At 70.3% G+C, this 24,244-nt stretch carries 25 protein-coding genes and 2 pseudogenes; 15 read left to right on the top strand and 12 right to left on the bottom strand.

The features are described 5' to 3' along the window. Nucleotides 1-54 precede the first annotated feature (54 nt). Nucleotides 55-1,809 (bottom strand): biotin carboxylase N-terminal domain-containing protein, encoded by a 1,755-nt coding sequence (locus J7E89_RS07885; RefSeq protein WP_214970073.1) that lies wholly within the window; start codon nt 1,807-1,809, stop codon nt 55-57. A gap of 364 nt (nt 1,810-2,173) precedes the next feature. On the opposite strand from J7E89_RS07885, the gene J7E89_RS07880 reads away from it, so the two are divergent. After that, on the top strand, nt 2,174-2,647 hold the full coding sequence (locus J7E89_RS07880; protein WP_214970070.1) for a hypothetical protein: 474 nt from the start codon (nt 2,174-2,176) through the stop codon (nt 2,645-2,647). A 21-nt stretch (nt 2,648-2,668) separates the two neighbouring features. Here the strand turns inward: J7E89_RS07880 and J7E89_RS07875 are convergent, their stop codons facing one another. After that, complete coding sequence (locus tag J7E89_RS07875) at nt 2,669-2,821, bottom strand: hypothetical protein (RefSeq protein WP_214970067.1); 153 nt, start codon at nt 2,819-2,821, stop codon at nt 2,669-2,671. Here J7E89_RS07875 and J7E89_RS07870 point away from each other — a divergent pair. Further along, nucleotides 2,811-3,044: pseudogene (locus J7E89_RS07870) on the top strand (GntR family transcriptional regulator); the annotation flags it as partial. The gene J7E89_RS07875 and the pseudogene J7E89_RS07870 overlap by 11 nt on opposite strands. A gap of 217 nt (nt 3,045-3,261) precedes the next feature. Here J7E89_RS07870 and J7E89_RS07865 read toward each other — a convergent pair. From J7E89_RS07865 to J7E89_RS07850, 5 genes are all read right to left on the bottom strand, one after another. Further along, nucleotides 3,262-3,867, bottom strand: coding sequence for a nucleoside triphosphate pyrophosphatase (locus J7E89_RS07865; protein WP_214970064.1), 606 nt, complete (start codon nt 3,865-3,867; stop codon nt 3,262-3,264). A 30-nt stretch (nt 3,868-3,897) separates the two neighbouring features. Next, on the bottom strand, nt 3,898-4,332 hold the full coding sequence (locus tag J7E89_RS07860; protein ID WP_214970061.1) for a type II toxin-antitoxin system VapC family toxin: 435 nt from the start codon (nt 4,330-4,332) through the stop codon (nt 3,898-3,900). Further along, nucleotides 4,329-4,571, bottom strand: coding sequence for a CopG family transcriptional regulator (locus tag J7E89_RS07855; RefSeq protein ID WP_214970059.1), 243 nt, complete (start codon nt 4,569-4,571; stop codon nt 4,329-4,331). Before J7E89_RS07855 ends, J7E89_RS07860 begins: the two co-directional genes overlap by 4 nt. 38 nt (nt 4,572-4,609) lie before the next feature. Further along, nucleotides 4,610-4,738, bottom strand: a complete 129-nt coding sequence (gene mmpB / locus J7E89_RS41760) for a morphogenic membrane protein MmpB (protein WP_256096930.1) — start codon at nt 4,736-4,738, stop codon at nt 4,610-4,612. A 71-nt stretch (nt 4,739-4,809) separates the two neighbouring features. Then, nucleotides 4,810-5,451, bottom strand: a complete 642-nt coding sequence (locus J7E89_RS07850; protein ID WP_214970056.1) for a TetR/AcrR family transcriptional regulator — start codon at nt 5,449-5,451, stop codon at nt 4,810-4,812. Between the two features lie 76 nt (nt 5,452-5,527). On the opposite strand from J7E89_RS07850, the gene J7E89_RS07845 reads away from it, so the two are divergent. Then, nucleotides 5,528-6,790: an SGNH/GDSL hydrolase family protein gene (locus tag J7E89_RS07845; RefSeq protein WP_214970053.1), complete on the top strand. Its 1,263-nt coding sequence runs from the start codon at nt 5,528-5,530 to the stop codon at nt 6,788-6,790. Nucleotides 6,791-6,842: 52 nt separating this feature from the next. On the opposite strand, the gene J7E89_RS07840 is transcribed toward J7E89_RS07845, so the two are convergent. Both J7E89_RS07840 and J7E89_RS07835 read right to left on the bottom strand, forming a co-directional pair. Next, nucleotides 6,843-7,049 carry an acyl-CoA carboxylase epsilon subunit gene (locus tag J7E89_RS07840; RefSeq protein ID WP_214970050.1) on the bottom strand — a complete coding sequence of 69 codons (207 nt, stop codon included), beginning with the start codon at nt 7,047-7,049 and terminating at the stop codon, nt 6,843-6,845. Between the two features lie 15 nt (nt 7,050-7,064). Then, nucleotides 7,065-8,669, bottom strand: coding sequence for an acyl-CoA carboxylase subunit beta (locus tag J7E89_RS07835; RefSeq protein WP_214970047.1), 1,605 nt, complete (start codon nt 8,667-8,669; stop codon nt 7,065-7,067). Between the two features lie 106 nt (nt 8,670-8,775). On the opposite strand from J7E89_RS07835, the gene J7E89_RS07830 reads away from it, so the two are divergent. From J7E89_RS07830 to hutH, 5 genes are all read left to right on the top strand, one after another. Continuing rightward, nucleotides 8,776-9,657, top strand: coding sequence for a biotin--[acetyl-CoA-carboxylase] ligase (locus J7E89_RS07830; protein ID WP_214970032.1), 882 nt, complete (start codon nt 8,776-8,778; stop codon nt 9,655-9,657). Nucleotides 9,658-10,252: 595 nt separating this feature from the next. Continuing rightward, the gene (locus J7E89_RS07825) at nt 10,253-11,359 is read left to right on the top strand and encodes an adenylate/guanylate cyclase domain-containing protein (protein WP_308315383.1); all 1,107 of its coding nucleotides are present in this window, start codon (nt 10,253-10,255) and stop codon (nt 11,357-11,359) included. A 41-nt stretch (nt 11,360-11,400) separates the two neighbouring features. Beyond that, nucleotides 11,401-12,201 (top strand): enoyl-CoA hydratase/isomerase family protein, encoded by an 801-nt coding sequence (locus J7E89_RS07820; protein WP_214970029.1) that lies wholly within the window; start codon nt 11,401-11,403, stop codon nt 12,199-12,201. A gap of 51 nt (nt 12,202-12,252) precedes the next feature. Continuing rightward, nucleotides 12,253-13,440 carry a diguanylate cyclase domain-containing protein gene (locus J7E89_RS07815; protein ID WP_214970027.1) on the top strand — a complete coding sequence of 396 codons (1,188 nt, stop codon included), beginning with the start codon at nt 12,253-12,255 and terminating at the stop codon, nt 13,438-13,440. Nucleotides 13,441-13,611: 171 nt separating this feature from the next. Beyond that, complete coding sequence (gene hutH, locus J7E89_RS07810) at nt 13,612-15,156, top strand: histidine ammonia-lyase (protein ID WP_214970008.1); 1,545 nt, start codon at nt 13,612-13,614, stop codon at nt 15,154-15,156. A 22-nt stretch (nt 15,157-15,178) separates the two neighbouring features. On the opposite strand, the gene J7E89_RS07805 is transcribed toward hutH, so the two are convergent. Continuing rightward, nucleotides 15,179-15,469: a hypothetical protein gene (locus tag J7E89_RS07805; RefSeq protein WP_214970005.1), complete on the bottom strand. Its 291-nt coding sequence runs from the start codon at nt 15,467-15,469 to the stop codon at nt 15,179-15,181. A gap of 116 nt (nt 15,470-15,585) precedes the next feature. On the opposite strand from J7E89_RS07805, the gene J7E89_RS07800 reads away from it, so the two are divergent. From J7E89_RS07800 to J7E89_RS07775, 6 genes and pseudogenes are all read left to right on the top strand, one after another. Continuing rightward, the gene (locus tag J7E89_RS07800) at nt 15,586-15,912 is read left to right on the top strand and encodes a hypothetical protein (RefSeq protein ID WP_214970002.1); all 327 of its coding nucleotides are present in this window, start codon (nt 15,586-15,588) and stop codon (nt 15,910-15,912) included. 221 nt (nt 15,913-16,133) lie between these two features. Further along, entirely contained in the window at nt 16,134-17,402 is a 1,269-nt protein-coding gene (locus tag J7E89_RS07795; RefSeq protein WP_214969999.1) for an Ig-like domain-containing protein, read from the top strand. A 464-nt stretch (nt 17,403-17,866) separates the two neighbouring features. After that, entirely contained in the window at nt 17,867-19,081 is a 1,215-nt protein-coding gene (locus J7E89_RS07790; RefSeq protein ID WP_214969996.1) for an RNA-guided endonuclease TnpB family protein, read from the top strand. 187 nt (nt 19,082-19,268) lie between these two features. Next, nucleotides 19,269-19,736, top strand: a pseudogene (locus J7E89_RS07785) (ABC transporter ATP-binding protein); the annotation flags it as partial. A 60-nt stretch (nt 19,737-19,796) separates the two neighbouring features. Then, nucleotides 19,797-20,771, top strand: coding sequence for an N-acetyltransferase (locus tag J7E89_RS07780; RefSeq protein ID WP_214969993.1), 975 nt, complete (start codon nt 19,797-19,799; stop codon nt 20,769-20,771). Nucleotides 20,772-20,815: 44 nt separating this feature from the next. Further along, the gene (locus J7E89_RS07775) at nt 20,816-21,577 is read left to right on the top strand and encodes a group II truncated hemoglobin (RefSeq protein WP_214969990.1); all 762 of its coding nucleotides are present in this window, start codon (nt 20,816-20,818) and stop codon (nt 21,575-21,577) included. A 54-nt stretch (nt 21,578-21,631) separates the two neighbouring features. Here J7E89_RS07775 and J7E89_RS07770 read toward each other — a convergent pair whose 3' ends face one another. Further along, nucleotides 21,632-22,096: a GNAT family N-acetyltransferase gene (locus tag J7E89_RS07770; protein WP_214969987.1), complete on the bottom strand. Its 465-nt coding sequence runs from the start codon at nt 22,094-22,096 to the stop codon at nt 21,632-21,634. Beyond that, nucleotides 22,093-22,950 (bottom strand): helix-turn-helix transcriptional regulator, encoded by an 858-nt coding sequence (locus J7E89_RS07765; protein ID WP_214969983.1) that lies wholly within the window; start codon nt 22,948-22,950, stop codon nt 22,093-22,095. The genes J7E89_RS07770 and J7E89_RS07765 overlap by 4 nt, the downstream gene beginning before the upstream one ends. Nucleotides 22,951-23,068: 118 nt before the next feature. On the opposite strand from J7E89_RS07765, the gene J7E89_RS07760 reads away from it, so the two are divergent. Continuing rightward, nucleotides 23,069-24,148, top strand: coding sequence for an NAD(P)-dependent alcohol dehydrogenase (locus tag J7E89_RS07760; protein ID WP_214969979.1), 1,080 nt, complete (start codon nt 23,069-23,071; stop codon nt 24,146-24,148). The last annotated feature ends 96 nt before the right edge of the window (nt 24,149-24,244 follow it).

Genomic DNA, 24,244 nt, shown 5'->3' with positions numbered 1-24,244 from the left:
GCCCCGCCGGTTTCGTCGGTTTCGGCGGGGCCCTCAGTCACGTACGGCTGGGCGTCAGTCCTTGATCTCGCAGATGACGGCGCCCGACGTTACCGACGCGCCGACTTCGGCGGCCAGGCCCTTGACGGTGCCGGAGCGGTGCGCGTTCAGCGGCTGCTCCATCTTCATGGCCTCGAGTACGACGACGAGGTCGCCCTCCTTGACCTCCTGGCCCTCCTCGACCGCGACCTTGACGATCGTGCCCTGCATGGGCGAGGCGAGGGTGTCGCCGGAGGCGGCCGGGCCGGACTTCTTCGCGGCCCGGCGCTTGGGCTTGGCGCCCGCGGCCAGGCCGGTGCGGGCCAGGGTCATGCCCAGCGAGGACGGAAGCGAGACTTCCAGGCGCTTGCCGCCGACCTCGACGACGATGGTCTCGCGACCGGCCTCGTCCTCGTCCGCGTCCGCGCCCGGCACGGTGAAGGCCGGGATCTCGTTGACGAACTCGGTCTCGATCCACCGAGTGTGGACCGTGAAGGGGTTCGACGTGAACGCGGGGTCGGCTACGACCGCGCGGTGGAACGGGATGGCCGTGGCCATGCCCTCCACGTTGAACTCCGCGAGCGCACGGGCGGCACGCTGGAGCGCCTGCTCACGGGTGGCGCCGGTGACGATCAGCTTGGCCAGGAGCGAGTCCCAGGCCGGGCCGATGACCGCCCCGGTCTCGACGCCCGCGTCCAGGCGGACACCGGGGCCGGACGGCGTCGCGAAGGCGGTAACCGTGCCGGGAGCCGGCAGGAAGCCGCGGCCCGGGTCCTCGCCGTTGATGCGGAACTCGATGGAGTGCCCCCGCACGGCAGGGTCGTCGTAACCGAGCTTCTCGCCGTCGGCGATGCGGAACATCTCGCGGACCAGGTCGATCCCGGTGACCTCTTCGGAGACCGGGTGCTCGACCTGGAGGCGGGTGTTGACCTCCAGGAAGGAGATCGTGCCGTCGACACCGACGAGGAACTCGACGGTGCCGGCGCCGACGTAACCGGCCTCCTTGAGGATGGCCTTGGACGCGCGGTACAGCTCGGCGTTCTGGGCGTCGCTCAGGAACGGCGCGGGGGCCTCCTCCACCAGCTTCTGGTGGCGGCGCTGGAGCGAGCAGTCACGGGTGGAGACGACCACGACGTTGCCGTGGGCGTCGGCCAGGCACTGCGTCTCGACGTGGCGCGGCTTGTCGAGGTAGCGCTCGACGAAGCACTCGCCGCGCCCGAAGGCCGCGACGGCCTCGCGAACGGCGGAGTCGTAAAGCTCCGGGACCTCTTCGAGCGTACGGGCGACCTTCAGGCCGCGGCCGCCGCCGCCGAACGCCGCCTTGATGGCGATCGGCAGACCGTTCTGCTCGGCGAACGCGACGACCTCGTCGGCGCCCGAGACCGGGTCCGGCGTACCGGCGACGAGCGGGGCGCCCGCGCGCTGCGCGATGTGCCGGGCCGCCACCTTGTCGCCGAGGTCACGAATGGCCTGCGGCGGCGGGCCGATCCAGGTCAGACCGGCGTCGAGCACGGCCTGGGCGAACTCGGCGTTCTCGGACAGGAAGCCGTAGCCGGGGTGAACGGCATCCGCCCCCGAATCCTTGGCGGCCTGGAGCACCTTGGCCATGTCCAGGTAACTGGCGGCCGGGGTGTCACCGCCCAGAGCGAACGCCTCGTCGGCCGCGCGGACGTGCAGAGCGTCCCGGTCCGGATCGGCGTAGACGGCTACGCTCGCGATTCCGGCATCCCGGCAGGCCCGAGCAACGCGGACAGCGATTTCGCCTCGGTTGGCGATGAGCACCTTGCGCACGATTGGCTCCCTCCTTGAAACAAGCTGAGTTTAGGGACTGCCGACACGGCCCTACGACCCATCCCCAATAGTGAGCTTGCCCACACGGAGCGTGATGCGAGGCTCGCGCGAGTCGCGAATTCCCTTGTCGCACCACGGTACGACGGGTTTCTCCACCGCACAGTAGCCCTCCGGTGTGGCGCAGGTCTCTGTCCGGGCGCCCAGCGGCGGGTGGGCTTTCTTTGTGGACTCTCTACGAACGGGCGATTGATTCTTTGCCGGGCGAACGGCGGTGTCCGACCCCTTGTACAGAGGATTACCCGTTAGTAGCGTTTGAGACGTCGCGTACGTACTAGGGGTAACAGCCGGAAGAGGGTGGGGCGCCGTGGCGCGCAGACCGATAGCTGCCGTGGCTGCGGCCTTGCTGTTCGTCGAAGCCGTCGGAATCGTGTTCGTCCACTGGATCCTCGGCAGGGTCGTCAACAGCCAGTCGATGTCCCTCGCCGGCCTGGACTCCGACGTGATGTCCACGTCGACGTATCTGATGGGCGGCGGCTTCGGCCTCTACCTCGTGACCTGCGGCGTCTTCCTGCTGCGCGCGGCGGTCTCCGACCGGCCGCCGGGCCGGCTCGGCCGGATCCTGCTGATCACGTGTGCGGTGGTGCACGGGGTACTCGGTGCGTTGTGCGTCGGGCTGGTCGGCTGGGCGGCGTTCGTGGCGATGATGGTGACGTTCGGCCTGGTCGTGCTGTCGGTCATCGCGTACGGGAAGCGGGACGAGGGGCAGGCCGACGTTTCCGGGCCCGTGGACGCTCCGCCGGCCGGGCCGCCGGAGAACGGGACTCCGGCGCCGGCCTGACGGATCGGGGCCACCGTCCTCTCAAAACGCGAACCGCGGCGAGGGCCGGCTCAAGACCGCGGACGACACCGAGGTCGCTGCCCACAGGGTGCGCAGCTCCTCGGCGAGCGCGGCGGTGAGGCGCCGGACGTCCGCGGGAGCCGAATCGTGCATCGCCTCCGCGATGATCAGCACGCTGCTCGTCGAGTCGCGGACGGCGGACGTGGGGAGCCGGTTGCCGGCGACGCGGGTGCTGGCCGCTGACCTGCGCGTATCGCGTGGAGTGGTGACGGAGGCGTATCAGCGCCTGACGGAGGACGGGCATGTCGCGGGGCGGGGGAGGGGCGGCACGGTGGTCGTGGCGGCGCCGGTTGCCGCCGTGTCTGGTCCCGCGCCTGCCGGGGGCGGTGGTGCACGGTGCGGCGGCCGGGCTGCACCTGATGATCACCTTCGGCGGTACGCGATTCCCCGACACCGAGTTGGCGGCGGCGGCGCTCGCGCGCAGCGTCAAGGTGCAGCCGCTGTCGTGGCAAGGCAGCGGGTCGGCCGTCCCGGTCTTGTGCTCGGTTACGCCGCGACCTCGCCGGGAGGGATCGGGGAGGGGCTCGCGACGCTGGGGGAGGTCATGCCAGAGGTCATGCCCAGAGGGCGGTGATCGGCGTACCGAGGTCGGCGAGGAGGCGGCGCAACAGGGGCAGCGAGAGGCCGATGACGTTGCCGGGGTCGCCGTCGATGCCGTCGATGAACGGGGCCGAGCGGCCGTCGAGGGTGAAGGCGCCGGCGACGTAGAGGGGTTCGCCGGTAGCGACGTACGCGGAGATCTCGGCGTCCGTCGGCTCGCCGAAGCGGACCGTGGTGGACGCGGTGGCGGAGGCGCGGCGGCCGGTGGCGGTGTCGATCACGCAGTGGCCGGTCTGGAGGATGCCGGAGCGGCCTCGCATGGACTTCCAGCGGGAGGTGGCGTCCTCGGCGTCGGCGGGCTTGCCGAGGGCCTGGCCGTCCAGCTCCAGCACGGAGTCGCAGCCGATGACGAGGGCGTCGGCGGCCTCGGGGCGGGCGGCGACGGACGCGGCCTTCGCTTCGGCCAGTACGAGCGCGAGCTCGCCCGGGGTGGGCGCGGTGATCGCGTCCTCGTCGACGCCACTGACGACCACCTCGGGAGCGAGCCCGGCCTGGCGGAGGAGCGCGAGGCGGGCGGGGGAGGCGGAAGCGAGAACGAGGCGGCGGCGCGGATCAGTCATGCGGCTCATCGTACGAGGCGCGGGCAGGACTCAGGCGTCGAGAGGCAGGATGCGGAAGGCGCTGAAGCCCTTGGTCAGTGGGGTGATGGCCCTGAAGTCGCGCTGGTCGAGGGTGAAAATGCGGTCGGTCCGGTACCGGTCTGCCAGGACCACTCCGACGGCATCCGCGAGATCGAGCCGCAGGCCTTCGTATTTCTGCCGCACTTCGTGCGCTGCTACAAGGTCCACAGGGTGCAGGGGTGGGAGTTTGTACTGGCCGTCCATGAGGCGACCGTTGAGCGCCTCCATGACGAGGAGGGCATGCGGAAAACCGAAGTCGCGGTGAACGAGGTGGTCGAGTTCGGTGACGACCAGCGGCGAGATGGCAAGAGTCTCACCGTTCATGACCTCAAAGGCCGGGGCGTACAGGGGGTGGTCCATGTCGAAGGCCGCGAAGAGGGCAGACGTGTCTGCCACGACGATCATCGGCGGGCGGACCGCTCTTTGATGTGCTCGTAGATGGCGTCGTCCATCTCTTCCGCTGTCACCAGGCGGCCGCTTCTGAATGCGGGGAGGGGGTGCGTGCTCTTGGGCCGGGACGAGTTGTCGAGCAGCTGCGCGATGCCACGGCGGATGAGCTCGGCTTTGCTGACGCCTGTGGCTGCCGACTCGGCGTCCAGCCGGAGCTCAAGCTCTTCGGGAAGGTACACGGTCGTCTTTATCATGCCCCGCATGGTACCACCCGTATGGTACGGGTGGCAGCTCAGTGAATTCCCAGTACGAACATCGCCAGCACCATCGCCAGCGCCAGCAGCACGCCCATGCGCCGGAGCATCGCCTGCGTCTCGCGCAGCTCTTTCGGAGGCTCGTTCTCCGGGTCGGACCACAGCATGCCTTCGATCCTGCGGGCGGAACCGCTGCGGCGCCTGAGTACCTGTACTCAGGCGGACCAGTACCAAAGGACTAATTCCGCGTGAACGATCCCGCCTTCGCCGCGGCCACCGCCACCGCCGCCGCCCGCACCGCGTCCGCCTCCGCCTCCGCCAGCGGTTCCCTGCTCACCGCGAAGCGGTAGTACAGCGGGGCGGACACCGCCCGGATCACCTCGCCCGCGTCCGTCCCGGCCGGGACCTCCCCCCGCCCCGCCGCCCGCTCCACGCACGGCGACCACTCGCGGATGCGCGTCGCGTAGAAGCCGTTCAGCGCACGCGCGCACTCCTCGTCGCACGCCGCCGCCGCGATGACCGCCTGGAAGAGCGGGCCCATGCGCGGATCCGTGAGGGTCTGTCGTACGAGACGGGCGTTGGCCAGCAGATCCCCCTCCAGCGAGCCGGTGTCGGCGGCGGGCACCGACTGCTCGGCCATGTCGCGCAGCAGATCGGCGACGAGGCCGGCCGCCGAGCCCCAGCGGCGGTACACCGTCGTCTTGCCGACGCCCGCGTGCGCGGCGACGCGGTCCAGGTTCAGGCCGTGGAAGCCGGCTTCGACGAGTGCTTCCTGGGTCGCTTCGAGCACGGCGGCGCGGACCTTGGCGGTCCGTCCGCCGGGGCGCACGGTCCCCGGCGTCAGGGAGGATGCGGTCTCCAAACGGGAATTCTGTTCCATTAGGCACTCCGGTGGTGGTACGGTCCTGACATCTTAACGGAACTTGCTTCCCATTAGGGAAAGGTTGGTTGCTGTCATGAACGCCACGCCCGCCCGCCGCCGAATCGCCGCCCCCGTCGTCGCCTCCGCCCTCGCCCTCGGACTTCTCGGCGCCGCGCAGCCGTCGTCCCCCTCCGCACAGCACGCCGCCACCCGCTGGACCGCCGCCTGGGGCGCGTCCCCTCAGCTGCCCAGTACCGGCTTCACACCCAACTGGTCCCAGGAGGGGTTCTCCCGCCAGACCGTCCGTCAAGTCGTCCGCGTCACCGGCGCCGGGGAGCAGGCCCGTATCCGCCTGTCCAATGCCTACGGGACCTCGCCGCTCACGATCACCGGCGCCACCATCGCCCGTACGGCGAACGGCAAGGGCGCCGCAGTCGAGGCCGGCAGCGTCCGCCACCTCACCTTCTCCGGCAAGCAGTCCGTCGAGATCCCCGCCCGTGGCGAGCTGCGCAGTGACGCAGCCCGATTGCCCCTTGACCGGCTGGAGTCCGTCACCGTGACCCTCTATCTCGCCGGTACGACCGGGCCCGCCACCTTCCACTCCCAGGCCTGGGCCGACACCTACCGCGCCGAGGGCGACCACCGCGCCGACTCCTCCGGTGCCGCCTTCACCGACACCACCCAGTCCTGGTACTACCTGACCGGCGTCGAGGTCGGCGGCTCCGCGCCCCGCAGAAACGACGGCGTCGTCCTCTTCGGGGACTCCATCACCGACAGCTTCGGCTCGACCCCCAACACCAACCGCCGCTACTCCGACGCCCTCGCCGAGCGCACGGGCCGCCCGGTCGTCAACCAGGGCATCGGCGGAAACCTCGTCCTCAACGACTCCGCCTGGTACGGCGAACGCGCCACCGCCCGCTTCGGCCGCGACGCCCTCGACCAGCCCGGTGTCTCCACCGTCGTCGTACTCGAAGGCCTCAACGACATCGGTTTCAGCGAGGCGAAGAACCAGCCCACCTACAAGCCGTCGCCCGTCGTCTCGTCCGCCGAGCTCATCACCGGCTACCGGAAGCTGATCCGCGCCGCTCACGCCAAGGGACTGCGGGCCGTCGGTTCGACCCTGCTGCCGCTCAAGGGGTCCGACCACTGGGGCGAGCACGCGGCGCGGGCCGGCGACGAGGTGAATCACTGGATCCGTACGTCGGGTGAGTTCGACGCCTACGCCGACTTCGACAAGGTGCTCGCCGCCCCGGACGACCCCGACCGCCTGAACCCGGCGTACGACTACGGGGACGCCCTGCACCCCAACGACGCGGGCTACCGGCTGATGGCGAAGACCGTCGCCGAAGTCCTTTGACAGCACTTCGCCCCGCCGGATGGATCCGGCGGGGCGAGCAGCTGTGTGCCGGTCAGCCCGGCCAGTACGTCCGGCCCCACGCCGTCGGCCCCGGCTGCGGCAGCCGGTGGCGGGCGACCCTGGCCGGGTCCGACCAGGCGGTCGGCGGTTCCTCCACGCCGGACGGCGCGCCCGCCGCCGCCGCGGCGCGTGCCTGAACCACCGCGAGAGCGGCGGCCAGCTCCTCCGGGGTCGGGTTGCCCCGTATGACCTTGATCATCGCAAGCGGCCCTTCCTAGAGCGGGATGTTGCCGTGCTTCTTCGGGGGGAGAGATTCCCGCTTCGTACGCAGCTGACGCAGCCCGCGCACGATGTGGCGGCGCGTCTCCGACGGCATGATCACCGCGTCCACGTAACCGCGCTCGGCGGCGACGTAAGGATTCAGCAGCGTGTCCTCGTAGTCGGCGATCAGCTCCGCGCGGGTCGCCTCGGCGGCAGCCTCGTCGACGGATGCGGCGATCGTACGGCGGTGCAGGATGTTCACCGCGCCCTGCGCGCCCATCACCGCGATCTGCGCGGTCGGCCACGCCAGGTTGAGGTCCGCGCCCAGGTGCTTGGAGCCCATGACGTCGTACGCGCCGCCGAAGGCCTTCCGCGTGATGACGGTGATCAGCGGGACCGTCGCCTCCGCGTACGCGTAGATCAGCTTGGCGCCGCGCCGGATGATGCCGCCGTACTCCTGGTCCACGCCAGGCAGGAAGCCCGGCACGTCCACGAACGTCAGCACCGGCACATTGAAGGCGTCACAGGTGCGGACGAAGCGCGCGGCCTTCTCCGAGGCGTTGATGTCCAGGCAGCCCGCGAACTGCATCGGCTGGTTGGCGACGATGCCCACCGGGTGGCCCTCGACCCGCCCGAAGCCGGTGACGACGTTCGGCGCGAAGAGCGCCTGCGTCTCCAGGAACTCGCCGTCGTCCAGCACGTGCTCGATGGCCGTGTGCATGTCGTACGGCTGGTTCGCGCTGTCCGGGATGAGGGTGTCGAGCTCGCGGTCCTCGTCCGACACGTCCAGGTCCGCCTCCTCCGGGAAGGCCGGCGGCTCGCTGAGATTGTTCGAAGGGAGGTACGACAGGAGCGACTTCACGTAGTCGATCGCGTCCTTCTCGTCGCCCGCCATGTGGTGCGCGACACCCGACGTGGTGTTGTGCGTGCGCGCGCCGCCGAGCTCCTCGAAGCCGACGTCCTCACCCGTGACCGTCTTGATGACGTCCGGGCCGGTGATGAACATGTGCGAGGTCTGGTCGACCATCACCGTGAAGTCGGTGATCGCGGGCGAGTAGACCGCGCCGCCCGCGCACGGGCCGACGATGAGGGAAATCTGCGGTACGACGCCCGAGGCGTGCACGTTGCGGCGGAAGATCTCCGCGAACAGGCCGAGCGCGACGACACCCTCCTGGATGCGCGCGCCGCCGCCGTCGTTGATGCCGACGACCGGGCAGCCGGTCTTCAGCGCGAAGTCCATGACCTTGACGATCTTCTCGCCGTAGACCTCGCCCAGCGACCCGCCGAAGATGGTGAAGTCCTGCGAGTACACGCAGACTGGGCGTCCGTCGACCGTGCCGTAGCCGGTGACGACTCCGTCGCCGTACGGGCGGTTCTTGTCGATGCCGAAGTTCGTCGAGCGGTGCCGGGCGAATTCGTCGAGCTCGACGAACGAGCCCTCGTCCATGAGCAGGCCGATCCGCTCACGGGCCGTCAGCTTGCCCTTGGCGTGCTGCTTCTCGACCGCGCGCTCGGAGCCGGCGTGCGTTGCTTCGTCAATACGGCGCTGCAAATCCGCGATCTTGCCCGCGGTGGTGTGACTGTGTGCATCGGAGTTGGCAGTCTCGGGCTCGGACATCGGGGTTGCGGCTCCCTGCCTGGTCAGCGGACGGCTACTGGCACGTAGCGTAGCGGCGCGTGTGCCGCTCGGCAGTGCGTCGTTTGCCACACCTACGCTGGGTTGCATGACGCCTCCCGATGCTTCAGACCACCGCTGGTCCGACCTCGACCGGCCGCCGCTCAGCGCCGTGGCGCTGCGCCGCGCACTGGTGCGACCGGGCGGCCTGTGGACGTCCCTGGACGTCGTCCCCTCCATCGGCTCCACCAATACCGACCTCGTCGGGCGGGCCGAAGACCTGCCCGAAGGCGCAGTGCTCGTCGCCGAGGAGCAGACGGAGGGCCGCGGGCGCCTCGACCGGCGCTGGTCGGCGCCCGCACGCTCCGGGCTCTTCTTCTCCGTACTGCTGAAGCCTACCGAGGTGCCGGTCGAGAAGTGGGGCTGGCTGCCGCTGCTCGTCGGCGTCTCGGTGGCCGGCGCGCTGTCCAAGTCCGCCGGCGTCGATACGGCGCTCAAGTGGCCCAACGACCTCCTGGTGACCGTCGGTGGCGAGGAACGCAAGGCCGGCGGCATCCTCGCCGAGCGGGCTGCGGACGGCGTCGTGGTGGGAATCGGCATCAACGTCACCCTGACCGAGAAGGAACTGCCGATCCCCGGCGCCGGGTCGCTCGCCCTCGCGGGAGCGGTCTCGACGGACCGCGATCCGCTGCTGCGGTCGGTGCTGCGTTCGCTCGGTCAGTGGTACGGCGACTGGCGGGCGGCCGGGGGCGATCCGGCGGCCTGCCGCCTCCAGGAGGCGTACGCGGCGGGCTGCGCGACGCTCGGCCGTACGGTACGGGCCGAGCTGCCCGGCGGCCGGTCGGTGACCGGCGAGGCGGTGGCCATCGACGGCCACGGGAGGCTGGTCCTGGCGACGGCCGAGGGGGTTCAGCAGCCGGTGGGAGCAGGTGACGTCGTACACCTCAGGCCGGGGGCGAGTACAGAGCAGACGCGCGGAACGGGGGAGTGAGCTAGGGCACACCTGCCGTATCGTTGAGGCGATCCGCGACGGATCTGTGCGACAGACGATCGGCAGGACACAGGGCAGTGCGCAGGGAACGGGCAGGAGGCGGTAGGTGACCGTCGACGACGCGGGGTCCTCTGCGGGTGCGCGGCCGGACCCGGGTACGAGCCCGGAGCCGGGTGCGAGCCCGGAGCCGGGTGCGGCCGCACCGTCCGGTTCCGGTGCGGGTGAGGAGTCCTCTGTGGGTGCGGCAGCCCCGTCGGGCCGCGGCGCGGACCCGTCCGCCGCCGGGGAAGGCCCCCACGAGAGCGAAAACGAGACCGAGCACGAGACCGAGCACGAGACCGGCCCCGGCGCGGTCGCGAGGCCGTACTCCGGGCCCGGCGAGCGGTCCGGGCGTGAGGGCTCGCGCGAGGCCGTGGGCGGTTCCGGCACGGGCTCCGCTCCGGGTTCTGGTTCGCGCTCCGGTTCGGGTTCCGGGGAGCCCTCCGGCGAGGCCTCACGCTCCGGTCCGCCCGCTTCATCCGGTTCCAGGACCGGAACCGGCCCCGGGCGCGGGGTCCTCCGGGCGGACGGGAGCGAGAGCGGGGTGCCGGCAGCCGTGGAGCCGTCGCCGTACCCCACCCCCCACCACGCCGTGGACCACACCGCCGAGCCCACCGACGATCCGCTCGCCATCCGCCTCGAACAGCTGATCCTCGGCGCCGAGCGCCGCTACACCGCCTTTCAGGCCGCCCGTACAGCCGGGGTCTCCATGGACCTCGCCTCCCGGTTCTGGCGGGCCATGGGCTTTGCCGACATCGGGCAGGCCAAGGCCCTGACCGAGGCCGACGTCCTCGCCCTGCGGCGGCTCGCGGGTCTCGTCGAGGCCGGGCTGCTCAGCGAGCCGATGGCGGTGCAGGTCGCCCGGTCCACCGGGCAGACCACCGCCCGGCTGGCGGAATGGCAGATCGATTCCTTCCTGGAGGGTCTGACCGAGCCGCCCGAGCCCGGCATGACCCGTACCGAAGTCACGTATCCGCTCGTCGAGCTGCTCCTCCCCGAGCTGGAGGAATTCCTGCGTTACGTCTGGCGGCGCCAGCTCGCCGCCGCGACCGGCCGGGTCGTCCAGGCCGCCGACGACGAGGAAATGGTCGACCGGCGGCTCGCGGTCGGCTTCGCGGATCTGGTCGGGTTCACGCGGCTGACGCGGCGCCTGGAGGAGGAGGAGCTGGGCGAGCTGGTCGAGGCGTTCGAGACGACCTGCGCGGACCTTGTCGCGGCTCACGGTGGCCGGCTCATCAAGACCCTCGGCGACGAAGTCCTCTACGCGGCCGACGACGCGGGCACGGCGGCGGAGATCGCGCTGCGGCTCATCGAGACCATGGCCGCGGACCAGACGATGCCGGCCCTGCGCGTGGGCATCGCCTTCGGCACGGTCACCACACGCATGGGCGATGTCTTCGGTACGACCGTGAACCTGGCCAGCAGGCTCACGTCGATAGCGCCGAAGGACGCGCTCCTGGTGGACGGGGCGCTCGCCGAGGAGCTGTCGCGGACCGGTGACGCGCCGGTCTCCGAGGCGCAGGCGGCGGCCGAGGCGGAGATGGCGGAGAAGGAGGGCGTCGCCCCGCCCTCGTACCGCTTCGCGCTCCAGCCGATGTGGCAGCGGCCGGTACGCGGGCTCGGCACGGTCGAGCCATGGCTTCTGACCCGGCGGCCCACCTAGGATCCTCCCGATAACGATCGTTAACCGGGAGGGTGTGCGGCATGAGTGGGGAACAGCAGCGGTTCGGGGAGTTCGTCGGCGTACAGCGGCACGGGTACGTCGCCGAGCTGGTCCTCGACCGGCCCAAGGCGATGAACGCGGTGTCCACGGACATGGCCCGTTCCATCGCGGCGGCGTGCGACTCGCTGGGCGCGGACCCGCAGGTGCGGGTGACGGTGGTGACGTCCAGCAATGAGCGGGCATTCTGCGTCGGCGCGGATCTCAAGGAGCGGAATTCGTTCACGGACGCCGAGCTGGTACGTCAGCGGCCGGTCGCCCGGGGCGCGTACACCGGCGTACTGGAACTGCCCATGCCGACGATCGCCGCCGTACACGGCTTCGCGCTGGGCGGCGGCTTCGAGCTGGCGCTGGCCTGCGACCTGATCGTGGCGGACCGCACGGCGGTGGTCGGGCTGCCCGAGGTGTCGGTGGGCGTCATTCCGGGTGGCGGCGGTACGCAGCTGCTGCCCCGGCGGGTCGGGGCGGCGCGGGCGGCGGAGCTGGTGTTCACGGCGCGGCGGGTGGAGGCGGCGGAGGCGGCCGAGCTGGGGCTGGTCGACCAGCTGGTGGCCGAGGGGCACGACCGGGAACAGGCGCTGGCGCTGGCTGCCCGGATCGCCGGAAACTCGCCGGTGGGGCTGCGGGCCGCGAAGCGGGCGATGCGGCTCGGGCACGGGCTGGATCTGCGGGCCGGTCTTGAGGTCGAGGACGCGGCGTGGCGGTCGGTGGCCTTCTCGGGCGACCGCGCGGAGGGTGTGGCGGCGTTCAACGAGAAGCGCACGCCCCAGTGGCCGGGCGAATAGGCCGAAGGATCACATTGCTACAAAACTCCGCAAACTCCCTAAGCTGGGGGGATGGCTGAGGATGCGCGGCTGCGGGCCGTGGTGACGCTGGCGCAGGAGATGGCGGCGGCGCACACCCCGCGTGAGTCCTGGCGCGCGGCCGCTCTGGGGGCGAAGCAGGCGCTGGGGGGCAGCTTCGCGGCGGTTTCGGTGTGGGAACGCGAGCTGGGGCAGCTGCGGGTGCTGGTGAACGTGGGGGAGCGCGCGGCGGGGGAGGAGGAGTTCCCCGAGGGCGAGACCTATCCCGTACATCAGTTTCCGGAGATCGCGGAGTTCCTGCACGAGGAGTGGGCGGGCGGGGGCGAGCCGAACGCGTGGGTCGAGACGGCGGAGGGGGTCGCCGGTGGGGCCGCGAGTGCGTCCATCGGTGCTTCCGCCGATGCGTCCGCCGCCGGTTACTGCCATCAGCGGGTGGCGGCGCTGCGGCGGCGCGGGCGCGGGTCCTGCGTGGTCGCGCCGATCGTGCTGCGGGGGCAGGCGTGGGGGGAGCTGTATGTGGCGCGGCCGGCCGGGGCGCCGGTCTTCGACCGGTCCGACGCGGACTTCGCCACGGTGCTGGCGTCGGTGGTGGCGGCCGGTATCGCCCAGACGGAATTGCTGGAGGAGGTCCGCAAGCTCGCTTTCACGGATCCGCTGACGGGGCTGGCGAACCGGCGGGCCGTCGACATGGGGCTCGACGAGGCGGTGGAGCGGCACCGGGAGTCGGGGACGGTCGTCAGCCTTGTGGTCTGCGACCTGAACGGGCTGAAGCGGGTGAACGACTCGCTCGGCCATGCGGTGGGCGACCGGCTGCTAGAACGTTTCGGCTCAGTGTTGTCCGTGTGCGGCGCGATGCTGCCGGGGGCGCTGGCGGCGCGGCTCGGGGGAGATGAGTTCTGCCTGCTCGCGGTCGGGCCGTCGTCGGACGCGGTGGTGAAGGTGGCCGAGGATCTGTGCGTACGGGCGGGTGAAATGGACCTGGGAGAGGGCGTCGCGTGCGGAGTCGCTTCGACAGGTGATCCGATCGGGCCGGTCCGTACCGCGCGCCGGCTCTTCCGGCTGGCCGACGCGGCGCAGTACCGGGCGAAGGCGGCGCGCTCTTTGAAGCCGGTGGTGGCGGGGCGGGACGGAGCGGTGGTCCGGCTCGCGGACGCGCCGCCGCCTGCGGCGCACGACCGGCGGGCTTTCCGGGGGCGGGACCCTGGGGCGGACGGGGGGTGAGGGGGGTGCGGGTGCGGGTGGCGGCTGCTGCGGGTGCTGCGGCGGGTGTCTGCGGCGCTTGGGGCTCCATTGGAGCCCGTCCCGCGTCGGAACAGTGCCGCAGGCAGGTGTAAGGGGTACCACCCGCATCCACTAGTGACAGAGATGGATTCAGTCCGTAGGGTTCTGAATATGGATATGCACACAGTGGTGCTGGGGACGTCCGGGACGACCGCAGCGGACGTCATCGCCGTCGCCCGGGACAACGCCAGGGTCGAGCTCTCCGGCGAGGCAGTCGCCGCGCTCGCCGCCTCCCGCGAGATCGTGGACGCGCTCGCTGCCAAGCCCGAGCCCGTCTACGGTGTCTCGACCGGATTCGGCGCCCTCGCCTCCCGGCACATCAGCCAGGACCTGCGCGCCCAGTTGCAGCGCAACATCGTCCGGTCGCACGCCGCCGGCATGGGCCCGCACGTCGAGCGCGAAGTCGTACGCGCCCTGATGTTCCTGCGGCTCAAGACCCTCGCCTCCGGCCACACCGGCGTACGCCCGCACGTCGCCCAGACCATGGCGGACCTGCTCAACGCCGGGATCACGCCCGTCGTCCACGAGTACGGCTCGCTCGGCTGCTCCGGCGACCTCGCTCCCCTCAGCCACTGCGCCCTCGCGCTGATGGGTGAAGGGGACGCGGAAGGCCCCGACGGAGTCGTCCGGCCCGCCGGCGAGCTGCTCGCCGCGCACGGCATTGTCCCCGTCGAGCTGCGCGAGAAGGAAGGCCTGGCCCTCCTCAACGGCACCGACGGCATGCTCGGCATGCTGATCATGGCCATCGGTGACCTCAAGCGGCTCTACACCTCCGCCGACATCACCGCCGCCCTCAGCCTCGAAGGCCTCCTCGGCACCGACAAGGTCCTCGCCCCCGACCTGCACGCCATACGCCCGCACCCCGGCCAGGGTGAATCGGCCGACAACATGCTCCGCGTCCTTGCCGGCTCCGGCCTCACCGGACATCACCAGGACGACGCCCCGCGCGTCCAGGACGCCTACTCCGTGCGCTGCGCCCCGCAGGTCGCCGGCGCCGGGCGCGACACCATCGCGTACGCGCTGACCGTCGCCGAGCGGGAGCTCGCCTCCGCCGTCGACAACCCCGTCGTCCTGCCCGACGGCCGCGTCGAGTCCAACGGCAACTTCCACGGGGCGCCCGTCGCGTACGTACTCGACTTCCTCGCCATCGCCGCCGCAGACCTCGGCTCCATCTGTGAGCGCCGCACCGACCGGCTCCTCGACAAGAACCGGTCGCACGGGCTGCCGCCCTTCCTCGCCGACGACGCCGGCGTCGACTCGGGCCTGATGATCGCCCAGTACACGCAGGCCGCCCTGGTCAGCGAGATGAAGCGGCTCGCGTCGCCCGCCTCCGTCGACTCGATTCCGTCCTCCGCCATGCAGGAGGACCACGTCTCCATGGGCTGGTCGGCGGCGCGCAAGCTCCGCACCACCATCGACAACCTCACCCGGATCGTCGCCGTCGAGCTGTACGCCGCCACGCGCGGCATCGAGCTGCGCGAGGGGCTCACGCCCGCACCCGCCTCGCAGGCCGTCATCAAGGCCGTGCGGGAAGCGGGAGTCGAGGGTCCCGGTCCCGACCGCTACCTCGCGCCGGACCTCGCCGCCGCCGATGCCTTCGTACGGGCAGGCAGGCTCGTCGAGGCCGTCGAGCCGGTGACCGGGCCGCTCGCGTAGTCGCAATCCCAAGGGCCGTGCGTCAGATGATCTGGCGTGCGGCCCTTCGCATCGAGTACGCCATGAAACCGGCGCCCAGGGTCAGGAAGGTCGTGCCGCCGATCAGGTACGGGGTCGTGTCCACGCTGCCCGTGTCGGCGAGCGCGAGATCCTGCGGGGCGCTCTTCGCGGGCGGCAGCTGCGACTGTGGCTGCGTCGCGGGCTGAGGCTTCGCCTCCTTCTCGGCCGTCGCGTTGGCGGACGGGACGAACCACAGAGCACACAGCAGTGTGCCCGCAGCGGTGGCGGTCAGCAGCGGTCGGCGTGCGGACACGTAATCGATCCCCCTTGAGGCAACCGGGAATTGGCCGTGGGCCGTGTACGCCGATGCTAATGAAAGCAGCGGGTCGCAGGAAAGTCGCGGGAGCCCGGAGGCCTACGCTCCGACGCATGAACGCAACCGACACGTCACGCTTTGTCCGGCTCCAGGTCGAATTGGTGCTGGAAATTTCCGAGCCCGAGACGCTCACCGGCGCCGCCGTCGCGCACGTAACGCAGGACACACACGCGGAGGATGTCGAACGTACGCATGCCGAGGCCGCGGTCAGGGAAGACGTCGCGGAGGCCCTCGCCCACCTCGTGGACCCGTTCGACCTGATCAGCGACGTACCCGGGGTGGAGCTCGCGCAGGCCTCGTGGAGCAGCGAGCGGATCGACTACAACCCCGACGCCCTGGAGTGGGACCTTGATGAGGACGACGAGGAGGGACCCGTGTAGCGCATCGCGTAGCTTCTCCGATGAGCCCGGTGGACCCGGCGAACAAAAGCGCGCCGCTGCCGCAACCGGCGGCGGCGTGGCTGCGTCGGTCACTGTGATCAGTGGTGTTCCCCACATTCCCCCAGATGTGGAACGGACGAATCGGTACAGCTGTTTAGAACATTGGCAGGGTGATGCTGCCCAGCGGCCCTGCCCGGGGATTTTGTGGGGAATCGGCAACGATGGAGAAGCGTGTGATGACGGACAGCAAGCGGCGCAGGGTCCTTATGGCCGCGTCCGCACTGCTCGGCGGCGTTCTGGTGCTTTCTGCCTGCAGCGACGGCGGCGACAAGGGCGGTAGCAGCGCCCAGAGCTCGGACAAGTCGCAGGCCGAGGTCGACGAGGCGGCGGCCAAGGACACTTCCAAGGCCCGAATAGTGATCACCCCCAAGGGCGGCGCCGACAACGTCAGCATCAACCGCGGCACCAAGGTCACCGTCACCGACGGCAAGCTGACCGAGGTCACCATGGCCTCGACGGACGGGACGGAGGTCGCGGGCACCATCGCGGCCGACGGCAAGAGCTGGAAGCCGGACGGGCAGCTGAAGCGCTCGACGACGTACAAGATCTCGGCGACGGCGGCAGACTCGGCAGGCCGCGAGGCGCACGAGAACGTTTCCTTCACCACCGTCTCGCCCGACAACAGCTTCATCGGGAACTTCACGCCCGACGACGGCTCCAAGGTCGGCGTGGGCATGCCGGTGTCGATCAACTTCGACAAGCCGATCACGGACAAGGCCGCCGTCCAGAAGGGCATCACGGTCACGTCGAGCAGCGGCCAGGAAGTCGTCGGCCACTGGTTCAGCTCCCAGCGGCTGGACTTCCGCCCCCAGGAGTACTGGAAGGGCGGCTCCACGGTCACGATGAAGCTGGCTCTCGACGGCGTCGAGGGCGCCGAGGGCATCTACGGCGTACAGGACAAGACCGTCACCTTCACGGTCGGCCGCAACCAGGTCAGCACCGTCGACGCCAAGTCCAAGACCATGACGGTCACGCAGGACGGCAAGACGATCAAGACCATCCCGATCTCCGCGGGCGCGCCCGAGAACCCGACGTACAACGGCCAGATGGTGATCTCCGAGAAGTTCAAGGAGACCCGGATGGACGGCTCGACCGTCGGCTTCACGAAGAAGGACGGCAAGGGCGAGTACGACATCAAGGACGTGCCGCACGCCATGCGGCTGTCCACCTCGGGCACGTTCATCCACGGCAACTACTGGGGCGCCGACTCGATCTTCGGCGGCGCCAACACCAGCCACGGCTGCGTGGGCCTGAACGACGCCAAGGGCGCGAACGACCCGAACCAGCCCGGTGCGTGGTTCTTCAACAACTCGATCGTCGGTGACGTGGTCGTCGTCAAGAACTCCCCGGACAAGACCATCAAGCCGGACAACGGCCTCAACGGCTGGAACATGGACTGGGAGCAGTGGAAGGCCGGCTCCGCGGTCTGATCCGAGCTCTCCTCCGCGTCCCTCCCCCGTAAGCAGTACGGCGGCGGGCGCCACCCCGGCTTCGGGGCGGCGCCCGCCGCCGTTCGCGTTCCCGGCGTTCCCGCCTTCTCATGCGGCTCTCAGACCGGCCTTCCGGCCATTACGAGCCGCCCGTACCTTCGCGCCATCCCTGTCTCGGCAGGGAAACCCGGCCTTCAGGCCGGGCAGGAATGCCGTCCTTGGCCCGAGGCGCGGAGCGCACGAGTGCTTTGCGCCTTCGTGGTGAGGGACAGGCTGGCCGCGTGGTCTCTTCGCATGTTGGGAGCGGAGGAGCCGATTGAGCAAGCGTCGATGGTGGCTTGCCTGGCGTACCTGTCCTGCGTCACACGTTCGGGTGAGGGCAGTGGAAGGCCGGGCGGAGGCATAAGCGGCAGGCATATCTTCGGAATGGCCGGGTCGAACTAGACCTTGAGGAGGTGGGCTGGATGATTCGTGCGTACAAATTCCTCATGCGGCCCACCGTGGGCCAGGCTCAAGCTCTGGGCGAGATGCTGCGGGATCACTGCTCCCTCTACAACGGGGCGTTGCAGGAACGACGCGATGCCTACCGGCACGTCTCGAAGACCACCGTCCGGTACGGCACGCAGTCCGGCCAGCTCAAGGAGATTCGGGCGTTCGACCCGGACCGCCAAGGCCGGTGGTCGTTCTCCTCGCAGCAGGCGACGCTTCGCCGTCTCGACAAGGCGTTCGCGGCGTTCTTCCGCCGGGTCAAGTCCGGTGACGCCCCTGGATACCCGCGCTTTCGCGGGGGGAGCTGGTTCGACACGGTGGACTACCCCAAGGACGGGGACGGCTGCCGGTGGAACTCCACCCCGAACGATCCGGGCACCCGCGTCCGTTTCCAGGGCGTCGGGCATGTGAAGGTCAACCAGCACCGGCCGGTGGTCGGCAGAGTCAAGACCGTCAGCGTCAAGCGCGAAGGCCGTAAGTGGTTCGTCGTGCTGACCACCGAACAGGACCAGCCCGAGCCGCTGCCCGCAACCGGGTCCGTGGTCGGCATCGACCTGGGCATAGCGAACTTCCTCGCCGACTCGGGCGGAGAGTTCGTCCCCAACCCGCGCCACGGCCGAACGGCCTCCACGAAGCTCGAAGCTGCTCAGCAGGCCCTGTCAAGGTTCCCGCGCCGCAAGGCCAAGGACCGCACCGCCAACCACCAGCGTGCCGTGGACAAGGTCGCCGAGCTTCACGGCAAGGTCCGCCGCCAGCGGCTCGACCACGCACACAAGACCGCCCTCGACCTGGTCCGCGCGCACGACTTCATCGCCCACGAAGACCTCAAGATCCGCCACATGATCAAGGCCCCCGCTCCGAAGCCCGACCCCGACCAGCCGGGCACCTTCCTCCCCAACGGGGCCGCCGCCAAGGCCGGACTGAACCGCAGCATCGCCGATGCCGGATGGGGGGTGTTCCTGACGATCCTGCACGCCAAGGCTGAAAGCGCCGGACGGGAAGTGATCGCCGTGGACCCCCGCAACACCTCCCGCCAGTGCCCCCAGTGCGGGCACACAGCGAAGGAGAACCGGCCCACACAGGAAAGGTTCCACTGCGTCGCCTGCGGCCACACCGCGCACGCCGACACAGTGGGAGCACTCAACGCTCTACGGGCCGGGCTGGTCCTTCGCAACGCCAACCTGGCTTAGCGAGAAGCCCCGTCCCTTTAGGGCGGGGAGGAGTCACGTTCTTCACCTACCTCCGGGCGAGCTGCGCCGCCGCGGAAAGGCGGCGCTCGCCGTCCCCTCAGACCGTGCCTTGGGCGTCGCGCCGGTCATTGCTGTCAGTTCGGTCTCGGCCAGCATGGGCCGCGCCCAGGATAAGGTCCTGGAACCGGAGCCCCGGCTGACCAAGGTCCGCGCCGAGAGCATCGGCTTCGTCTTCCAGAGCTTCAACCTCATCCCCACCCTCACCGCCCACGAGAACGTCGAGACGGCGCTCGTACCGCTGGGCCTGAAGGCGGCGGCCCGGCGCGAACGAGCGGCGGAGGCACTGGAGTCCGTCGGCCTCGGCGAGCGCCTCACCCACCTGCCCGGCGAGATGTCGGGAGGCCAGCAACAGCGCGTCGCGATCGCCCGCGCGCTCGTCAAACGCCCCAAGGTGCTGCTCGCCGACGAGCCGACCGGCAACCTCGACGAGTCGATGCGCGACGAGATCATGGAGCTGCTGGAAGGGCTGTGGAAGGAACACGGGCTGACCTTCGTGATGGTCACCCACGACAGCGCCATCGCCCGCCGCGCACCGCGCCTCGCCACGATCCGCAAGGGCCGGGTCACGGTGACGGAGAACGCGGCGGCCGCCTAGCGGCGGCGGGAGTGCGGAACTCGCGTGCGGGCCTCCGGGGCCGCGCGTACGTTCCTGTGCATGCCGATCACAGTGCGAACCCTGGACACGCCTCCCGCCGCCGCCGTGGACGCCTGGCACGACGTCGTCACCGCCGCCCACCAACACGACCTGCCCGCCGAGATCCCACCCCCGGGACGAGCCGAGACCGCCGGCAAGCTCCAAGTACCCTCGGCGCGCGGGCGCGTGGTCAGCTTCACCGCCACCGCGCCCGACGGATCGTACGAAGGCGTCGCCTCGCTGCTCCTCCACACGGACCCCGGCAACGAGCACACCGCGTTCCTCAGCACCCTGGCGGTACGCCCCGACGCCCGGCGGCAGGGAGTCGGCGCCGCCCTGTGGGACGCCGTACGCGCCGAACTGGCCGCCGACGGCCGCACTTCCGTCGCCACCGAGCTCGAAGTCGGCGGTGCGGGCGAGAAGTTCGCAGGTGCGCGCGGCTTCGAGAACGTACTGCCGATCACCTGGTACGTACAGGACACGTCCCTGCCGCGCCCGGACGGCGAGCTCCCCGCCGGCTACACCTTCGCCACCTGGGAGGGCGTCGTCCCCGACCACCTCGCCGACGCGTCCGCCACCGCCCACGGCGCCATGGACGACGCCCCCACCGGTGACGTGGATGAGGCGCCACCGGTCTGGAACGCCGACAAGGTGCGCGCCGCAGCCCAGGTCATCCTCGACCGGGGCGGCGTGATGCTCACCGTGGCGGCCGTCGACTCGCGGGGCGGGGACGACACCGTCGCGGCGTACACCGAACTGGTGCTGCGCGACCCGTCGGACGTACGCGCGCTCCAGTACGACACTGTGGTCGTCCCCGCCCACCGGGGCCGGGGGCTCGGCCGCGCGGTCAAGCTGCGGATGCTGGCTCAACAGCAGCCGCATGTACGGTGGATCGGCACCACGGTCGCCGACGAGAACCGGCCGATGCTCGTCGTCAACGAAGCACTCGGTTACGGGCGCGAGCGCGCCAGCGGAATTTTCCAGACGAAGATCTGACGACGCCCGCCGGATCTGAATGTCTTTCAGGGGGGGAAAAGAGCATGACCGTCGAATACATCCGTTACCGCATCCCCGAGGACCGTGCCGCCGACTTCGAGGCGGCGTACGCCCGCGCCGCCGTGCAGCTCGCGCAGTCGCCGCAGTGCGTCGAGTACGAACTCGCGCGCTGCGAGGAGGAGGCCGCGAGCTACATCCTGCGGATCATCTGGACCTCCACCCGCGACCATCTCGAAGGGTTCCGTGGCAGCGAGCAGTTCAAGGCCTTCTTCGCGGAGATCCGTCCGTACGTCGAGCAGATCGAGGAGATGCGGCACTACACCCCGACCGCCGTGCACGGCGCCGGCGGCTCCGTACCGTCCCTCTACTCGTGGGCGGGCGGCGCCCAAGCCCTGGAACGGCTCACCGAGGCCTTCTACGTGCACGTACGCAAGGACGAACTCCTCGCCCCCGTCTTCGAAGGCATGTCGCCCGACCACCCCGCCCATGTCGCGCTCTGGCTCGGCGAGGTCTTCGGCGGCCCCGCCCGCTACACCGGTGAGCACGGCGGTTACCCCGCCATGCTCGCCCACCACCTCGACAAGGCCATCACCGAGCCGCAGCGCCGCCGCTGGGTGTCGCTGCTGCTGGACGCGGCGGACGAGACGGGGCTGCCGGACGACCCCGAATTCCGGTCCGCCTTCGTCGCGTACGTCGAATGGGGCACCCGGATCGCCCTCACCAACTCCCAGCCGGGGGCCACCCCGCCGCGCCGCGCGCCGGTCCCGCGGTGGGGCTGGGGAGTGGCGCCGCCGTACCAGCCCTGACGGCTTCGTCAGCTCCGCCAGTTTCGCCGGTTTCGTATCAGCTCTGCGTTCGTATCAGCTCTGCGGCACCCACACGTAGCGGACGTCCGGCTCGCGCTCCTTGTTGCGCGAGCCGTCCGTCCGCTCGGCCTCGCGGAAGCCGTGCCGTTCGTAGAAGCGGTGGGCGGGGCTGTTGACCTGGAAGGTCCACAACTCCAGGCCGCCGGGCGACCGTTCCTTCGCGAGCTGTACGAAGCGGTCGCCGATCCCGCGCCCCCGGTGCTCCGGCGCCAGGTACAGCTGCTCGATGCGGCCGGGCTCAAGCGCCATCATCCCGACGACGGCGCCGGCGCTCTCGGCCACCCACGTCTCCTGCTCCGGCACCACGACGTACCGGAAGAAGTCCCGCACCCCGTCGTCGCTGTGTGCCCGCTTCACCGTGGGCAGCGCGGCGTCGTACGACCGCAGCCAGACATCCGCAACGGCGGCCGCGTCGTCGGCACCGGCCGCCCGGCGCAGGGTCACTGGCGCGTCACTCATCCACGTACCTCTACATTCACGTCCGTCCCCCAGCTCGCCAGCAGCCGCAGGGACGCCTCCGACGGCGATCCGGGCTCCGCGTGGAAGGTGACCAGGGACTGTTCCGGGTCGTCGGGCAGCCTCAGCGTCTCGTACGCCAGCGTCAGGTCACCCACCAGGGGGTGGTGCAGACGCTTGGTGCCGTGGCCCTTGTCCTTCACGTGGTGCGCGGCCCACAGGCTCCTGAACACCTCGCTCTTCACCGACAGCTCACCGACCAGCGCGGACAGTAGCGGATCGTCCGGATGGCAGCCGGCGTCGAACCGCAGATAGCTGACGACCTCGCACGCTTTGTGATCCCAGTCGGTGTACACACCCCGGAAGTTGTCGTCCAGGAAGAGGAGGCGGGCGAAATTGCGCTCATCGGCGGGGAGCGCGGCGAAGTCGCCGAGCAGCGCACGGGCGAGGCGGTTCCAGCCGAGGACATCGGTACGCCGCCCCACGACGTACGCGGGCACGCCGTCCATCGCGTCCATCAGCTGCTGGATCCCGGGCCGCAGGCGCTGCGGCCGCATGGAAGAACGCTTTCGCTTCTGCGTCGGCTTGGCGAGGTGGGTGAGGTGGTCACGCTCGGCGTCGGAGAGCCGCAGGGCGCGGGCGATCGCGTCCAGAACCTCCATGGACACGTTGCGGCCGTTGCCCTGCTCAAGGCGCGTGTAGTACGCCACCGAGACCCCCGCCAGCTGCGCCAGCTCCTCGCGGCGCAGACCGGGGACGCGGCGGTGCCTGCCGAAGTCGGGCATGCCCACGTCCTCCGGCTTGAGCCGCGCACGGCGGGAGCGGAGGAACTCACTCAGTTCGGCGCGCTGGTCCATAGCAATCAAGTATTACCTGTCGTACGACGGTGATCCTGTCCCCGCCAGTGGTACGCACAGCAGACGTACGCTCAACAGGGGGCTGGGTGGATCTCCGCAGTTCAGGCAGCCTCTAGGCATGACCACTTCCCTTTCGTCCGCGTCTTCTGACTCCTCTGTCTCCTCTGTCGCCGCATACGCCGCCCCTTCCGCGAAGGCACCGCTGGAGAAGATCTCCGTACCGCGCCGCCCGGTCGGCGAGCACGACGTGCTGATCGAGATCAAGTACGCGGGCATCTGCCACTCCGACATCCACCAGGTCCGTGACGGCTGGGGCGAGGGCATCTACCCGATGGTCCCGGGTCACGAGATCGCCGGCATCGTCACGGAGGCCGGCCCCGGCGTCAGCAAGTACGCCGTCGGTGACCGGGTGGGCGTCGGCTGCTTCGTCGACTCCTGCCGCGCGTGCGAGGCGTGCCTGGCGGGCCAGGAGCAGCACTGCACCAAGGGCATGACCGGTACGTACAACGCACTCGACAAGAACGGTGAGCCGACGTACGGCGGCTACTCCACGCACCTCGTCGTCGACGAGGACTACGCGGTCCGCATCCCGGAGGGCCTCTCCCTGGACGTCGCCGCGCCGCTGCTGTGCGCCGGCATCACCCTCTACTCGCCGCTCAGGCACTGGCAGGCGGGCCCCGGCAAGAAGGTCGCGATCCTGGGCCTGGGCGGCCTCGGGCACATGGGCGTCAAGATCGCGGAGGCGCTGGGCGCCGAGGTGACCGTACTGAGCCAGACCCTCCGCAAGAAGGAGGACGGGCTGAAGCTCGGCGCCGACCACTTCTACGCGACCAGCGACCCGAAGACCTTCGAGGAACTGGCAGGCTCCTTCGACCTGATCGTCTCGACGGTCTCCGCGCCGCTGGACATGGACGCCTATCTCAGCCTGCTCAAGGTGGGCGGGGCCTTCGTGAACGTGGGCGCCCCCGAGGAGCCCAACTCGATCAACATGTTCTCGCTGATCGGCGGCAACAAGACGCTGGCCGGGTCGATGATCGGCGGTATCGCCGAGACGCAGGAAATGCTCGACTTCTGTGCGCGGCACGGGCTGGGCGCGGAGATCGAACTGATCCGCGCGGACGAGATCAACGAGGCGTACGAGCGGGTTCTGGCGAGCGATGTGCGCTACCGCTTCGTGATCGACACGGCGACGATCTGAACTGCGATCCGGTCTGCGAAGGGCTGGGCCGGCGCATTACCTGAGCGGTAATCGACGGTGGTGATGCTCCCCGGAAGGATGTGACTCATCAGCGAT

It is taken from the genome of Streptomyces sp. ISL-100, assembly GCF_018614615.1.
GTDB lineage: Bacteria > Actinomycetota > Actinomycetes > Streptomycetales > Streptomycetaceae > Streptomyces.
This window is presented reverse-complemented; position numbering and strand designations above follow the sequence as displayed.

Bases quoted from the DNA above. Each gene is read 5' to 3' on its own strand.
- J7E89_RS07865 (WP_214970064.1), bottom strand. From the start codon at position 3,867: ATGACTGATCCGCGCCGCCGCCTCGTTCTCGCTTCCGCCTCCCCCGCC.
- J7E89_RS07860 (WP_214970061.1), bottom strand. From the start codon at position 4,332: ATGATCGTCGTGGCAGACACGTCTGCCCTCTTCGCGGCCTTCGACATG.
- J7E89_RS07855 (WP_214970059.1), bottom strand. From the start codon at position 4,571: ATGATAAAGACGACCGTGTACCTTCCCGAAGAGCTTGAGCTCCGGCTG.
- mmpB (WP_256096930.1), bottom strand. From the start codon at position 4,738: ATGCTGTGGTCCGACCCGGAGAACGAGCCTCCGAAAGAGCTGCGCGAG.
- J7E89_RS07850 (WP_214970056.1), bottom strand. From the start codon at position 5,451: ATGGAACAGAATTCCCGTTTGGAGACCGCATCCTCCCTGACGCCGGGG.
- J7E89_RS07845 (WP_214970053.1), top strand. From the start codon at position 5,528: ATGAACGCCACGCCCGCCCGCCGCCGAATCGCCGCCCCCGTCGTCGCC.
- J7E89_RS07840 (WP_214970050.1), bottom strand. From the start codon at position 7,049: ATGATCAAGGTCATACGGGGCAACCCGACCCCGGAGGAGCTGGCCGCC.
- J7E89_RS07835 (WP_214970047.1), bottom strand. From the start codon at position 8,669: ATGTCCGAGCCCGAGACTGCCAACTCCGATGCACACAGTCACACCACC.
- J7E89_RS07830 (WP_214970032.1), top strand. From the start codon at position 8,776: ATGACGCCTCCCGATGCTTCAGACCACCGCTGGTCCGACCTCGACCGG.
- J7E89_RS07820 (WP_214970029.1), top strand. From the start codon at position 11,401: ATGAGTGGGGAACAGCAGCGGTTCGGGGAGTTCGTCGGCGTACAGCGG.
- J7E89_RS07815 (WP_214970027.1), top strand. From the start codon at position 12,253: ATGGCTGAGGATGCGCGGCTGCGGGCCGTGGTGACGCTGGCGCAGGAG.
- hutH (WP_214970008.1), top strand. From the start codon at position 13,612: ATGGATATGCACACAGTGGTGCTGGGGACGTCCGGGACGACCGCAGCG.
- J7E89_RS07800 (WP_214970002.1), top strand. From the start codon at position 15,586: ATGAACGCAACCGACACGTCACGCTTTGTCCGGCTCCAGGTCGAATTG.
- J7E89_RS07795 (WP_214969999.1), top strand. From the start codon at position 16,134: ATGGAGAAGCGTGTGATGACGGACAGCAAGCGGCGCAGGGTCCTTATG.
- J7E89_RS07790 (WP_214969996.1), top strand. From the start codon at position 17,867: ATGATTCGTGCGTACAAATTCCTCATGCGGCCCACCGTGGGCCAGGCT.
- J7E89_RS07780 (WP_214969993.1), top strand. From the start codon at position 19,797: ATGCCGATCACAGTGCGAACCCTGGACACGCCTCCCGCCGCCGCCGTG.
- J7E89_RS07775 (WP_214969990.1), top strand. From the start codon at position 20,816: ATGACCGTCGAATACATCCGTTACCGCATCCCCGAGGACCGTGCCGCC.
- J7E89_RS07770 (WP_214969987.1), bottom strand. From the start codon at position 22,096: ATGAGTGACGCGCCAGTGACCCTGCGCCGGGCGGCCGGTGCCGACGAC.
- J7E89_RS07765 (WP_214969983.1), bottom strand. From the start codon at position 22,950: ATGGACCAGCGCGCCGAACTGAGTGAGTTCCTCCGCTCCCGCCGTGCG.
- J7E89_RS07760 (WP_214969979.1), top strand. From the start codon at position 23,069: ATGACCACTTCCCTTTCGTCCGCGTCTTCTGACTCCTCTGTCTCCTCT.